We start from the raw sequence: 14,270 nt of genomic DNA, 5'->3' as shown, positions 1-14,270 counted from the left end.
ATTCTGGTATACTACCCACACACCCGCAGTGCTTGGAGGGGAGCCTTATGGACGACGCCGAGATCTCTACCCTGCTCACAACCCCCGCTGGCCCGCGCCTCGCGTTTGCCCGCGAGCGTACCCGCTTGGAGGATCTGGCCGAGACGATGGTGGCCTTTGCCAATGCGCAGGGTGGCGATCTGCTCTTAGGGGTGAGTGGCCACACCAAACCCAAGCTTGAAGGGCTGAGCGATCTTGCTGCCGCCCACGAACTGCTCCTCGAAGCGGCGCTGGCCTGTACCCCCCCGCTCATCCTGCCCTTGCCGCATCATATCCGCTACGCCGATCATGATCTGCTCCTCTGTCGTATCCCCACCGGGTTGGCCCAGGTCTATAGCCTACACGGCAAGTATCTGGCCCGCTCTGCCGCCACCAACCAACCCCTCGCCCCCGATGCGCTGCGCCGCCTCCTGATCGCCCGTGGCGATGTCGCCTGGGATCGCAGCACGCCCCCCGCTGTCAGTCTGGCCGAACTCGATCCGCATAAAGTGCATGCCTATGCGCGCCGGGTTGGCCCGCAGGCCGAACAAGATCCCCGCGATCTGCTCCGGCGGCGCGGGTGCTTGGTGTCCGACGATCCGGCGCTGCCGACGAATGCCGGGTTGCTCCTCTTTGCGCACAGTGTTGAAGTGCGTTATCCCCAAGCCGAGATCACTCTGGTTCACTACCAGGGCCGCGATATGGGCGATGCCTTTGAGCGCGAAGATGTGCGCGATACCCTGCCCGAAGCCATCCGCCGCGCCGAACGCTGGCTCAGCGAGCATATGCGCAAGGGCAGCCGCATGGTCGGCCTCGAACGCCACGACTGGACCCAGTTTCCGCCCGCTGCGGTGCGCGAGGCGCTGGTGAATGCGGTGGCTCACCGCGACTATAGCGTGCGTGGCGAGGGGGTGCGGATTGGTCTCTTTGCGGATCGCCTGGAATGCTACTCACCGGGGCGGCTGCCCGGCCACGTAACGCTTGAGAATATCGTGGTTGAACGCTTCTCTCGCAACGAGAGCATCGTGCAGGTGTTGGCCGATCTGGGCCTGATCGAGCGCCTCGGCTATGGCATTGACCGCATGCTGCGCCACATGGAGGATGCCGGTCTGCCACCACCCCAGTTCCGCGAAACAGCGGCGGGTTTTCTGGTCACGCTCCAGGGCCAACTGCTTGAAGATCGCGGCCCTGACACGATAGATACCCGTGCGTGGGTGCGTCTGGGCCTCAACCAGCGCCAGATTGATGCCATGATCTTCCTCGCGGAACAACGCCGCATCACCAACCGCGATCTTCAGGATCGTCACCCCGATGTCAGCCCCGAAACCATCCGCCGCGATCTGGCCGATCTGGTCGAGCGCGGGATGTTACTGCGGGTAGGGGAGAAACGGGCGACGTACTATATTCTGAAGTAGGGGGGCAGCGCCCGTAGCGAGGGTGTGGAGGCCGCAGGCTCCCACGAAATTTGTGGTTTTGGTGGTGCGTTTGGCCGCTTTGCGGCCAAACGCACCACCAAAACCATCGGTTTGGGGCGTAGCCCCATGGTCATGTGGGTGCGTCACGACGCATCCACATGCGCCTCAACTATCTTCATTAACTTGCGCGTCTGCTCATCATCCGGCATGAGCCAGTGTGCAGCCGCAATCTCGTGGGCGGCGGCGCCGCGTTCACCTAAATGTAAGTAGGCGGTGCCCAACGCCCGCCGGTAGCGCCCCTCGCTATGTTCGAGTGCCACGGCACGCTGCCATAACCGCGCCGCAAAATACCACTGCCCCAGTTTGCTATATTCAACCCCTACATTGTACGAGCCTTGGGGCGTCTTGGGCAGCGCATAATCGGGTGGCATACCGATGATTGCAGTCTCGATGCGTACCTCATCATAGACAATCAGCATCATTCCTAGCACCATGAAGTTGCTGATAACCGCAGCGACTGGAACGAGCGCATTGCCTTGAAAAATATATTGAAAAACGATCTGGATGACCGAATCTAAGAGCATGACTGCCATGGTCATGAACCATGTCCAACGCCAGCGCAAAAGAGCCATCCCGATGCCACAGGCGACATAGATCGCAGCTTCAAGCGTCAACAGGATCGACCAGGGGTTAACGATCCCCATACCTTCGGGCGGGTAAACCGCCGCAATGATGATCAACAATGGGCCGCGCCCGGTCAGCATCACCAACAGATTGGCCATAGTGGCCGTAATTGGTTTGCGTTGCCGAATCTGGCGTGTGAGCGGCTCCTTGCAGCGCCGACAGCGATCCTTGCCCGGATCAACCAACGCACATGCCGGGCAACGCCGCGTTCCCGCTGCATCATCGGCCCAGGGATCGGGCGTTGGTAAGGGGACATCGGAGATCTGGATGATGCGCTGGCTCATCGGCGTGTGGTATTCTATACATACATGTCAGCCCGCGCCTCCGTTATCATCCCGGTTGGGCTGGCGCTCTGTAAGCGATGAGTATAGCATAGGACCCGCTGAACTATGGAAGTTGAGGCGAAATACGTGGTCAGTGTGCGTGACATGGATGTCATTGCTGCACTCGATCAGCTTGGCCCCTACGTTCTGCATCCCGAACCCAAGCCGGAACATCAACAGAATCGCTACTTTGACACGCCCGACCGGCGTTTGGCTCAGGCGCGCTATGGTCTGCGGCTGCGCGAGCTACCTGCGCGCTCATTGGTGACCCTCAAAGGCCCCGCTGAGGTCTCGAATGGCCTTCACCGTCGCGCCGAGTATGAGTTTGATCACACCGATCCCGACCCCCACACTTGGCCGGCTGGCCCGGCGCGTGAACTGGCCCTGGCGCTGATTGGGAACGCGAGGCTGGTTCCGACCGTGACGATCATGACCCACCGCAAGATCATCTTTGCCGCCTACCAGGATCGCACGGTGGCCGAGATCTGTCTGGATCAGGGCATGATCTACGCATCTGGACACGAGCAGCCCTTTAGTGAACTTGAAATTGAACTTCTCCCCGGCGGCTCCGAATCGGATCTGATGGCCATCGCGGATACGCTCCGCACCATTATTGATCTTCACCCCGAATCGCGCTCCAAACTTCAGCGCGGCTTGGCCTTGATGGAGGAACTCTGATGCATGAACCTGGTGCTGCGCTGGCTGAAATTCTGACCACCTATCGGGTCAATCTCTCGCATGTCCGTGCAGTTACCGCGCACGCGCTGGCGCTCTTTGATGCGCTTGCCGATCATCTTTCGTGGCCCGATCACTCGCGCTTGCTGCTCGAATATGCCGGGCTGCTGCACGATGTCGGCTTGAGTAGCGACCCGCCCAACCATCATGTGGCGGGTCGTGACATTGTGCTTCACCACCAGATCGCCGATCTGACCCCGACTGAACGCGGGATGGTGGCGTGTCTGGTCGCCTTCCACCGCAAGCGGGTGCGCCCGCAGCAGGAACCCGCTTTCCTCAGCCTACCCAAGAAGCAACGTCCGTTGGTACTGCAACTGGCGGCCATATTGCGCGTGGCCGATGGCCTAGATTATAGCCACACCCAATCTACGCGCATCGTGGCGCTTGAACCAAGCGCGACGGCCTACCGCTTGAACCTAGAAGGCCCCCAAGCCGCCAGCGATGGTGCCCGCGCCATCACCAAGGCCGATCTCTGGCAGCGCAGCTTCGATCTGCCGTTGGAGTTGGGTGTGGTTGTGACCTCCGCTGAAGTGGCGGTGATCGCGCCAGAATCGGATGTCCAGGAGCATCCACTTCTGCCACCGTGGTACGCCGCTCCGACCACCACGTTAGCCGAACTGGGCCGCGTGCTCCTCCGTCGTTACCTGCGCCGTCTCATCGCCACAGAACGTGCCATTCGTGCCGACCGTGATCATGAAGAGATCCACGTCTTGCGCGTTACCTCGCGCCGGTTGCGTGCCACCCTGCACCTACTTGCCCCAGTGGCCCCGGCCAAGCACCTGCGCCCCATCCACAAGGCCATCCGCCGCCTCGCCCGATCTGCCGGGGCCGTGCGCGACCGTGATGTACTGCTCGTACATCTCGCGCAAAGCCGCGCCGATCTCCCCACTGATCTGCATGTCGGTCTGGATGAACTGGTCGCCACGCTCACCGATCAGCGCAGCGCGGCCTACCAACGCCTGATCACGCTCTTTGATAGCCCCGACTATGCCCAGTTCAAGGAGCGTTTTGCCCACCTGATCAACACTGCCGAGGGATGGAACGAGCAACCCCAGGTGCGCGATCTCGCTGGCTCAACCATCTGGCGCCACTACGAAGCGCTGCGCGCCCATGATCAAGGCCACATGCCGCTTGATGGCCCACCAATGCATGCCCTCCGCATTGACGCCAAAAAGCTGCGCTATGTGCTCGAACTCTTCGCCGCCAGCTTCAACGAACGTGCCGATCTGGTGGTGGATCAACTCACCAACCTCCAGGATGATCTGGGTATCCTCAACGATACAATTGTGGCCGAAATGATTCTAGAGAGCGTCACCCTCAGCCCCACGAGCCAACCCGCCGTAACCACCTACCTCGCACTGCGTGAGAACGAACGCCGCAGCGCCCAAGCCAGCCTCCCCGCCCGCTGGGCAAAAATTACAAGCGCCACCTATCGGCGGCGCTTGATGGAGTTGATTGTCAAATTGTAGGGGTGGGGGTTCGGGGTTTGGGGCTGTGCCCCAAAGATCGTACATGTTCTTGTGTGGCGGCGCAGCCGCCACACAAGAACAAGAAAAACCTACTCCTCCAGAGTCGAAACATCACCCTCAGGCTGACCCAACGCCCGCGCCTTGAGCACGCGGCGCATGATCTTGCCGGAGCGCGTCTTGGGCAGCGAGGGCGTGAAGGTGATCGAGTCGGGGCGCGCAATCGGCCCAAGCTCATGGCCAACGTGAGCGCGCAACTGCTCCTCTAGGGCGTGGTTGCCCTCGAAGCCCGACCGCAGGATGACAAAGGCGTGGATGGCATTGCCCTTCACCTCGTGGGGCAGACCAATCGCCGCCGCCTCGGCAACAGCCGGGTGGCTGACCAGGGCGCTCTCCACCTCGGCGGTGCCCAGGCGGTAACCGGAGACCTTGATCACATCATCCAGACGCCCGATCACCCAGATATAGCCATCCTCATCCTTGCGGGCACTGTCACCCGCCGCATACATGCCATCCAGCCGCGACCAGTAGTTGTCTACATAGCGCTGCGGATCGTTGAGCACGTTGCGCAACATTCCCGGCCAGGGGCGCTTGATCACCAACAGACCATCCTCGTTGGGGGCACAGGGCGAACCGTCCTCGTGAACCACATCCACCTCGATCCCCAGGAACGCCTTGGTGGCCGAACCGGGCTTCAGCGGCACCACCGGGGTGGGCGTAATCATAAAGTGGCCGGTCTCAGTCTGCCACCAGGTATCCATAATCGGGCAGTTCTTGTGCCCAATCACCTCGTAGAACCACTTCCAGGCTTCGGGGTTGATCGGCTCACCCACCGAACCCAGCAGACGCAGGCTGCTCAGATCGTGGCGGGTTGGCCACAGTTCACCGAAGCGCATGAGGCCACGGATGGCGGTCGGCGCGGTATAGAGGATCGTCACCCCGGTGCGGGCCACAATCTGCCACCAGCGATCTGGGTAGGGATAGTTCGGGGCACCCTCGTACATGATCGAGGTGACACCACACAACAACGGGGCGTAGACGATGAAGGAGTGTCCGGTGATCCAGCCCGGATCGGCGGCGCACCAGTAGCGATCCTCATCCTTCACATCGAAGACGTAGCGCAGCGTGGTGCTCGTGCCTACCTGATAGCCGCCGTGCGTATGCACAACGCCCTTGGGCTTGCCGGTAGTACCGGAGGTGTAGAGGATGAAGAGCATATCCTCAGCATCCATCTCCTCGGTCGGGCAGTAGGTGTTGGCGATTGGCAGGTTGAGCAGATCGTGCATCCAGAGATCGCGGCCCTGCACCATCTCGACGGCATGGCCGGTGCGCTTGAAGACCAGACAGGTCTGAACCGTGGGGGTGCGCGACAGTGCCTCGTCCACAATCTTCTTCAGCTCAATGACCTTGTTGCGCATGAAGCCGCCATCGGCGGTGATCAGCACCTTGCTCTTCGCATCAGCCAGACGGTCGGCCAATGCGGCCTCGGAGAAGCCACCATACACCACCGAGTGCGCAGCACCGATCTTGGCACATGCGAGCATGCTGAACATCAGTTCTGGGATGCGCGGCATGTAGATGGTGACAATATCACCCTTCTTGACACCCATGCTCTTCAGCACGTTGGCGATCTTACTCACTTCGCGGTTGAGCGCAAAGAAGGAGAAGGTGCGATGCGAGCCATCCTCACCCTCCCAGATCAGCGCCAGCTTATTCTTGCGCCAAGTCTTGAGGTGGCGATCGATCGCATTGTGGACAATATTGGTCTTGGAGCCGGTGAACCACTTGTAGAAGGGCTTATTGCTGTCGTCGAGAACTTTCTCCCAAGGTGCATACCACTCCAACTCGTTGGCCATGTCGACCCAGAACTCTTCGTTGTGCTCTAGCGTCCACTTGTGCAACTCTTCATAGCTCTCGATACCCTTGCTGCGTGCATAAGCCATCACATTGCTCTGCTCAACGATGGACGCATTGGGGTGGTAGATCTCACTGGTATTAGGGGCAACCATCTCAGGGGACTCGGCCACAGGGAACCTCCTTGTTACGCTGCACAGTTCACAGAATAAAGGACACGTCACAGAGTATGTGCAAAGTCCACCCCTGGTGGGGTTTGGGGGCGGCGCAGCCGCCCCGACGATTTAGGGCTTGGGGCGTAGCCCCAAGGACTTTGCTCCGATTAAAGCTCGCCTTTGAGCACGTCCACCGCCTCACGAACCATATCAACCGTCGCATCATCTTCGATGGTGCTCAAGTCACCAATGTTATCACCCTGATAGACCGCCCGGATCACGCGGCGCATAATCTTACCCGAACGGGTCTTGGGGAGCATATTGACAAAGTGAACCGCATCGGGGCTGGCAATTGGCCCAATCCGCTCGCGCACCAGCGTGCGCAGTTCGCGTGCCACTCCATCTTGGTCGGCGGGGGCGATATGCTGCTTGAGCACCACCACCACCAACACGCCCTCGCCCTTCAGTTCGTGGCGCACACCGATCACACAGTTCTCGGCCACGGCCTGATGCGAGGCGATCACTTCTTCAATTTCACGGGTACCCAGGCGGTGGCCACTCACATTCAGCACTTCATCGGCGCGCCCAAGCATCCAGAAATAGCCATCCTCATCCTGAATGGCATAATCGCCCGTCATGTAGATCAGCTTGTTTTTGAAGTGGTTCCAGTAACTCTGGACATAACGATCATCATCGTTCCAGAGCGTCATGAGCATACCGGGTGGTAGTGGGCCATTATCAATGAGGAAGCCCTTCTCCCCGCGCGCCACCGGGTTGCCATCACTATCCACCACTTCCAAGAAGTGACCAAACGCGGCCTTCGTAGGCGACCCGGCCTTGATCGGCAGCAACTCCACCCCCACCGGGTTGGTGAGCATACTCCAACCGCTCTCGGTCTGCCAGTAGTGATCAATCACCGGCACCCCTAGAGTCTCCTTGGCCCACTCATAGGTCGGCGCATCCAGTGGCTCACCAGCGGCATAGAGAATCCGCATCGAGCTAATGTCGCTATTCTTCATCCACTGGTCGGGGAACTTGCGCAGTGCGCGCAGTGCCGTCGGCGCGGTGAAGACATGGGTGACACCATACTTCTCGATCACCCGCCACCAGACCCCCGGATCGGGATGATCGGGGCGACCCTCATAGACTACCGTCGGCACACCCTTGAGCAACGGCCCATAGACAATGTAGGAATGGCCCACCACCCAGCCAATATCCGAGGTAGACCAGAAGACATCGCCATCACCGCAGTTGTAGATCTGGCTCATGCTGGCGTGCAGCGCGACCATATACCCGCCGGTATCGCGCACCACACCCTTGGGCTTGCCAGTCGTGCCAGAGGTATAGAGAATGTAGGACGGATCGGTACTCGCAACGCGCACTGGCTCGACATACTTCTCGCCGCGCTTCTCCAGTTGCTCTTTCCAATCTAGATCCCGGCCCTCTTTCATCTCACATGTGACCATGTCACGGTTGAGTACCAGCACACTGCGGACACTATCGCCCTCCGCCGCTTCGAGGGCGTGGTCAATAATCTCTTTGAGCGGAACAGGAATACCCTTACGGATGCTGGCATCGGCGGTCATGATCAACACCGGCTCGGCATCATCAATCCGCGAGGCCAGTGAGGTAATACTAAAACCACCAAAGACCACCGAGTGGATCGCGCCCAAACGGGCACAGGCGAGCATCCCGATGATCGCCTCAGGCACCATGGGCATATAGATGATAATCCGGTCGCCCTTCTGTACGCCCAGATTCTTCAGCACCCCTGCAAGGCGGTTTACCTCACGGTAGAGTTCAAAATAGGTCAGCGTGCGGGACTGCCCCGTCTCCGCACTCTCCCAAATCAATGCCGCCTGACCTCGGCGCGTACCGAGTGCGTGACGATCTACAGCGTTATAGCAAAGGTTTGTTTCAGCACCAACAAACCAACGATAGAAGGGTGCCTGCGAGTCGTCGAGAACCTTATCCCAACGCTTATACCAGTGCAGCTCTTCGGCCAACTCGCCCCAATAGCCGGCTGGATCTTCGATTGACCGGCGATGGGTATCATCATATCCCATGCGAGTGCCTCCTCTCTGAGGGGTGTTTGTCAGAACAGGGTACGGGAGTACATTGTACACGATTTACCCCGTGCTTGTGCAAGGGCAAAAGAGCAGGTTAACGTCATTGGCGCTCCCCCCCCCTAGCCTCCCTTGCCTGTGGGCGAAGCCCATGGGAGAGGGGCTGGGGGTGAGCGCCATTCGGCGGCAATTGATCGCATTGCTACGAACCTTGTCTTCGATTGATGCGTATGATGCGCCCTTACATTCTACCCCCGCACCGTCGCATTCCCGAAGAGTTCGTAGAGCAACCCCAACGGGTTGTCGTGCTGCTCTAGGGCGCTGCTACGCGCCGCCAACAGCGCCGCGCCCACGGGTTGGCCCGCGCCAAAGACCCGCCCGATCACATCCGGGCCAAAGGCCGCCGCGAAGTGAATGGGGGTCTCCACGGCGGTACCGATGACCGCCTGCGCCCCCAGATCCAGCAGGTAGGGCACGAGGCCCCCGAAGCTCAGCGGGGTCTGTTCGCCACTGCTACAGGCGTTGATCAGCACCAAGGGGCCAGCCCGCAACCGGGCTTCATGCTCCACCGCCGCCACGCGCCGCAGTTCCTCCAGGCTGATCGCCTGCGCGGGGCTGGTCAACTCGATCTCCATCTGATCTATATCCACCGTTGGCCCACTCGGTCGCCGCAGCGGGCTGCGCATGTGGCCGTAGAGGTAGACCAGCGCCGCATCACTGCCACTGCTGAGCGCGTCCCGCAGACCAGCCTCGGTCGTCACTTCGTGGATGCGGAGGCCCAGTACAGCCAGCGCCGCACGCTGCGGGGCGATCACCGGCAGCTTCACCTGATCGTCAATGCCAAGGTTGAAAGCGAGCAGCGCAGTGCGCGGCGCGGACGCTGCGGGGGTGAGCGTACTCGCCCGCCGTCGCCCCTGGAGCGGCTGCACGGCCAGTTCGTGGCGCAAGCCCCAGAACGAGTCGGCACGAATCGCCGGATCGGGCTGACCCACAAAGAGTAACTGCCAGGGCAAGGCCACGCGGTGGCCGACGATGGTGATCTGGAGCGGGCCGCGCTGGCTGCGCGCCGCAAGGTGCGCCCGCAGGTCATGCAGGTCGCTCGACGCGCCATGCGGATGGAACAACCCCGTCCACAGCCCAGCCCCCACATCGGCCAAGCGGCGCAACGTCGCATCCCGCACCACAGGCGCAATCCGTAGCGTCCCGCTCAGGGCGCGGCCAGGTTGGTGCAGAATGAGGTCGCGCAACGTCGTATGGGCGCGCTGGGTGAGGCTGGCTAGGTCATGGTCGGTGAGGGGCAGGGGAACATCCCAACTCTGGCCACGTTCGAGCAACACGAGGCGCACCGTCTCACCACCACGGGCAAAGAAGAGGGTGATCGCGTCGGCATGGGTGGGGGCAGTGAGTTCAAGATGCACCAGCGCCTCCGCACCAACCTCCAGGTGGTCACCGTCGCCCTCCTGCGAGGCGCTGAGCCGCAGCGACGGCGGGGTGGGTGGGGGCGCTGCAACCTCCGGCGCATCCCGATCCGCATGGTGGATGGTCTGGTCACCCCCGGCGATATACGTATCGCCCCCGCTCTGAACCCCGCCGTGGATGACCGGGCCATGCACGGTATTGCCAATCTGCACCGGGCCAGCGAAGTGGTTGCCCGCCCCGGCGCTGTTGCTCCCGGAGTGGTGGGATTGGTCAATCTTCTTGTCGTTCATGGAGCCTCGCTATTTGGGGATGTGTTCCTTTGTTCTACCACAGAGGACGCCGAGGTGCGCAGAGGAAAAACCATCGCAACAACGCCCCCTCTTCGTCCCTCTGTCTCCTCTGCGGTTGAAGAATGGGAGATGTGATCTACCGCAGAGGACGCCGAGGGGCGCAGAGGATGGGATGGAGAAACGCATCGCGATGCGCCCAGCCAGCATATCTGCCAATCCGCCCCCATCCTCTGCGTCCCTCTGTGTCCTCTGCGGTAGACGAATCGAAACCGCAGAGGACACAGAGGGACGCAGAGGAAAAACCATCGCAACAACGCCCCCTCTGCGTCCCTCTGTCTCCTCTGCGGTTGAAGAATGGGAGATGTGATCCACCGCAGAGGACGCCGAGGGGCGCAGAGGATGGGATGGAGAAACGCATCGCGATGCGCCCAGCCAGCATATCTGCCAATCCGCCCCCATCCTCTGCGTCCCTCTGTGTCCTCTGCGGTAGACGAATCGAAACCACAGAGGACGCCGAGGTGCGCAGAGGATGGGGCAAAAAAATACCCCGATTCGCGCCTACGGCGCTGCCGAACAGCCCTCGCCCCCCTCTCCCGTGGGCTTCGCCCACAGGAGAGGGGGGCGAGGGCCACACCGCATGTATCAAGCAGGTGTGCCCCTTCTGAACCATAGCTTACCCAATAATCTGCGTAATCTGCGTAATCTGCGGATACTCTTGGCGATCAACCACCAGAAACCCTTGACACCCGTAAGGATTCAGCAATGCAGAAATCAGGATTCAGAAGCAAGAAATCAGGACGTTTGTGCGAGCGGAGGGGCCACCACCACCCGAAAACCGTCGTTGTCGTCCCAGGCGTCGGGAAGAAGCCTGCCGTGCGCCCCGCAGCGAACATATGTTCTATTACTGTAGTATGCCCCTCCCCGCACCACCACGAACTTCTCCTGTGTAAAAGGTTTCTTCGCGTTGGGGTACGACTGCCAGCGGTCACATGTCCATTCCCAAACATTCCCGGCCAGATCCAGCGCCCCGCAGGCTGCTGCGCCGGATGGGTAGCAGCCCACCGGCACCGTCCAGTACGCGCCACGGGCATCCTGATCATCTCCCATCGCCGCGCAGTCAGGCTGCCACGTCGCGCCCCAGGGGTAGCGCCACCCCGTTGGTCCGCGCGCCGCTGTTTCCCATTCCGCCTCGCGGGGTAGGCGCACGACATAGCCCGCTGGTAACACCGCAGCCACCTGTGTTGTGAGCCAGTCACAGAAGGCGTTCGCTTCGTGCCAGGTGATGCCCACCACCGGCTGGTTGGGCTGGTTCACGTCATCATCATCGGCGTAGCGAGCGGGTGAGCCACCGGCTGCAACCCACTCCTGCCACTGCGCGTTGGTGATGGGGAAGCGGGCGATCCAATAGGCTTCGAGTTTGACCGTGTGCTGCGGTTGTTCATCGTCATCAGCATCAGGATCATCATCGCTGCTGCCTATCTGGTAGTTCCCGGCGGGGATGGGGCAGAAGTAGCCATCGCCGCTGCGCTGGGTGCAGTGTGCCTGCCACTCGGCGCTGCGCACCGGCATGCGCTCATCACCCAGTTGCCCCAAGAGGAAGCCCGCCCGTACCCGTTCGGCCACCGGGTGGGTGGCGCTGCCATCAGGGGTGCGGCGCTGAAGCAGCGCGGTGATGGCACGGCGCAGGCGTTGCCAGAGTTCCGGAGAACGCGCCATGACCCGTTCGCGCCCGACTTCTAACAGCACCTCGGCGGCGAGGATGGTGTCGCGGCCATGCCCCTCGCGCTCGGCACGCCGCAACAACTCCTCACTCACGTTCAGGGCGGGGCGCGTCTGCCCCCGGATCGCATAGTCGCTGATCGCCAGCAGCACCGCCTCGCGCCACTGTGGCCCCTCGGCACTGACCTTCAGCACCCGATCAACAAATTCCTGTTCGTCCGCGTGCTCCCAGCCCTCATCGCTCATTAAGCGCCGTCCGGCTAGGTACTCCTGGAAGGTGCGGTGCGGAAAGCGGTAGATCTTCTGGTCGTGCTGCTGAAGCACGCCGTTGCCATGGGCACTGATATAGTTCAAGAAGGTTTGGGCGCGGATGACACTCTGATCCGACCCATAGGCATCAAAGAAGGCTTCGGCGGCATCGCGGAGCACGGAACGCGGGAGATCCGCACCCTGTTCGGCATCACCGCTCACCCCACGGGTATGCGCCACATAGCCGAGTCGGTCGAGCAGGCGATCCATGTGCGAATCGCTCCACTGCGGCAGCCCCAACTGTTCACCGAGCGCGGTTCGCCCCAGCGCATCGCGCCGCCATTGGAGCAGCAGCAGGGTCAGGCTGCGCTCGTAGAGCTTGACCTGCTCACCGGGTAAATCGCCATCGTGGGCTTGGAGGCGCGCCATCATGGTGAGCAGCAGCGGATTCCCAGCCAGCCGTTGCAACTCCGGGCGTACCCGGATCGCCCGTTGCAGACCATCGCGCAGCGTGTCCGCATTGCCACGCATGGGGCGCTTCAGCACATCGAGTGCGGCGAACCACTGGGCAATCAGTTGGTCGCGCAGGCTGAGCGCCAGCGGCGCAATCTCTTCGACCGGCCAGTCGGCCAATTGGCGCTCCGGGCGCTGGTAATCGAGCACCCGGCAGGTCAGCACACAGCGCCCCTGCCCGTTGGCGAGCGTCGTGATGATCGCAAGCAGATGGCGCAACGGCTGGCCAGTCGCATCCGACGATACCTCGTCCAAGCCATCGAGCATCAGGATGGCCTGACCATCGGCGAAGGCGGCGCGCAGGTGCTGCACCAGCAGGCGTGGATGCCCCGCCCCGTGTTCGAGCCACTGCCAGAAGAGAGCCGGATCGACGCTCGCAGGATGCGCACGCCCCGCGAGCCAATGCGCAAACTCGCGCAGCACCACCCGAATCGGGATCAAGCGACCGTGGGGCCAATCTGCCCCCAGGTGATCGAGCCAATCTGCGCCGCCAATCCAGGCTTGGGCAAGGCAGATGCTCACAAAGTTGACGAAGCTACTCTTGCCGCTGCCGGGAGCACCCGTGATCACCAAGCGCGGATGGGCGGCCAACACCTCGACCGCCCGCAATCGGCGCTGTTGCTCGCGGGGGTTGAGTTGCTTGATGACATGATTGATTGCCGTTTCAAGTGACACATCATAGGCCGCCGCATACGCCTCAGGGCTGGCATATCCCCAATCCTTAATCACTTTGATCGCCCGTTCGCGCACCTGCTGCGGATCTTCGGGCGGCAACGCCACCTCACGCCGCACCTCCAGGCCAACATAGACCGCTTGCAGTTTGAGCGCGGCCTTGTGGGGGTCATCGCTATCCGTATCGGCGAGCGCGAGGCGATCACAGGTACCGGCAAGCTCGGCGAGGTAACTGCGCAGCAGGGGGGCTACATCAGCCGCATCGGCACCATAAAAGTTGTTGATGATCTGATCGCGCCCCGCGAGATTGGTATCGCGCTCACTCTCCACCCCACCCTCGATCTTCGGGCCGTGAACCGTATCGCCAATCTGGGTCTGGTCGCCATAGGTATTCGCTGCACCGCCGCTGTTGCCCCCGGAGTGACCAGATTGGTCAACCTCGATGGCGGGCGGCGGTGGCGCACCGTAGGTTGCCAGCAGGCGCGCCAACTCCTCTGGTGGCAGCGTCGGCAACAGGCGCTGGAGTTCGTCGTTATTGTCGGTCATGGTTCCTCGCCTTTGTGTGAACCCCATTGAATGCCCGGCATCCCATCCGTAGGGGCGCATCGCGATGCGCCCTATACCCCTCAAGCTAAGAAAACAGCCAAGGAAGCTCTTTTGTGTCATCATGGAAGTAGGAACAAAAACCAAGA

At 61.4% G+C, this 14,270-nt stretch carries 8 protein-coding genes; 3 read left to right on the top strand and 5 right to left on the bottom strand.

Going from position 1 to position 14,270, the window contains the following annotated elements; all coding sequences use genetic code 11:
- Positions 1–47 precede the first annotated feature (47 nt).
- Positions 48–1,433: an ATP-binding protein gene (locus EKD03_RS13690; RefSeq protein ID WP_129631836.1), complete on the top strand. Its 1,386-nt coding sequence runs from the start codon at positions 48–50 to the stop codon at positions 1,431–1,433.
- 143 nt (positions 1,434–1,576) lie between these two features.
- Here EKD03_RS13690 and EKD03_RS13685 read toward each other — a convergent pair whose 3' ends face one another.
- Entirely contained in the window at positions 1,577–2,401 is an 825-nt protein-coding gene (locus tag EKD03_RS13685; RefSeq protein ID WP_129631833.1) for a tetratricopeptide repeat protein, read from the bottom strand.
- A 105-nt stretch (positions 2,402–2,506) separates the two neighbouring features.
- On the opposite strand from EKD03_RS13685, the gene EKD03_RS13680 reads away from it, so the two are divergent.
- Both EKD03_RS13680 and EKD03_RS13675 read left to right on the top strand, forming a co-directional pair.
- Complete coding sequence (locus EKD03_RS13680; RefSeq protein WP_129631830.1) at positions 2,507–3,118, top strand: CYTH domain-containing protein; 612 nt, start codon at positions 2,507–2,509, stop codon at positions 3,116–3,118.
- The gene (locus EKD03_RS13675; RefSeq protein WP_129631827.1) at positions 3,118–4,644 is read left to right on the top strand and encodes a CHAD domain-containing protein; all 1,527 of its coding nucleotides are present in this window, start codon (positions 3,118–3,120) and stop codon (positions 4,642–4,644) included. Before EKD03_RS13680 ends, EKD03_RS13675 begins: the two co-directional genes overlap by 1 nt.
- An 89-nt stretch (positions 4,645–4,733) precedes the next feature.
- On the opposite strand, the gene acs (EKD03_RS13670) is transcribed toward EKD03_RS13675, so the two are convergent.
- The 4 genes from acs (EKD03_RS13670) to EKD03_RS13655 form a co-directional block, all read right to left on the bottom strand.
- A complete protein-coding gene (gene acs, locus EKD03_RS13670) occupies positions 4,734–6,668 on the bottom strand; it encodes an acetate--CoA ligase (protein ID WP_129631824.1) in 1,935 nt (644 codons plus the stop codon).
- Positions 6,669–6,817: 149 nt separating this feature from the next.
- Complete coding sequence (gene acs, locus EKD03_RS13665) at positions 6,818–8,716, bottom strand: acetate--CoA ligase (protein WP_129631821.1); 1,899 nt, start codon at positions 8,714–8,716, stop codon at positions 6,818–6,820.
- Between the two features lie 248 nt (positions 8,717–8,964).
- Entirely contained in the window at positions 8,965–10,425 is a 1,461-nt protein-coding gene (locus EKD03_RS13660) for a hypothetical protein (RefSeq protein WP_129631818.1), read from the bottom strand.
- Between the two features lie 792 nt (positions 10,426–11,217).
- A complete protein-coding gene (locus EKD03_RS13655) occupies positions 11,218–14,124 on the bottom strand; it encodes an SUMF1/EgtB/PvdO family nonheme iron enzyme (RefSeq protein WP_161569265.1) in 2,907 nt (968 codons plus the stop codon).
- Positions 14,125–14,270 lie beyond the last annotated feature (146 nt).

Origin of the sequence: Candidatus Oscillochloris fontis (assembly GCF_004138135.1) — a bacterium.
Lineage (GTDB): Bacteria > Chloroflexota > Chloroflexia > Chloroflexales > Chloroflexaceae > Oscillochloris > Oscillochloris fontis.
Note: the sequence above shows the minus strand (reverse complement) of the source record. Positions and strands in the feature narration are given on the sequence as shown.

What these genes read in the sequence shown, in the direction of transcription:
- EKD03_RS13690 (WP_129631836.1), top strand. Translation starts at nt 48, where the DNA reads ATGGACGACGCCGAGATCTCTACCCTGCTCACAACCCCCGCTGGCCCG.
- EKD03_RS13685 (WP_129631833.1), bottom strand. Translation starts at nt 2,401, where the DNA reads ATGAGCCAGCGCATCATCCAGATCTCCGATGTCCCCTTACCAACGCCC.
- EKD03_RS13680 (WP_129631830.1), top strand. Translation starts at nt 2,507, where the DNA reads ATGGAAGTTGAGGCGAAATACGTGGTCAGTGTGCGTGACATGGATGTC.
- EKD03_RS13675 (WP_129631827.1), top strand. Translation starts at nt 3,118, where the DNA reads ATGCATGAACCTGGTGCTGCGCTGGCTGAAATTCTGACCACCTATCGG.
- acs (WP_129631821.1), bottom strand. Translation starts at nt 8,716, where the DNA reads ATGGGATATGATGATACCCATCGCCGGTCAATCGAAGATCCAGCCGGC.
- EKD03_RS13660 (WP_129631818.1), bottom strand. Translation starts at nt 10,425, where the DNA reads ATGAACGACAAGAAGATTGACCAATCCCACCACTCCGGGAGCAACAGC.
- EKD03_RS13655 (WP_161569265.1), bottom strand. Translation starts at nt 14,124, where the DNA reads ATGACCGACAATAACGACGAACTCCAGCGCCTGTTGCCGACGCTGCCA.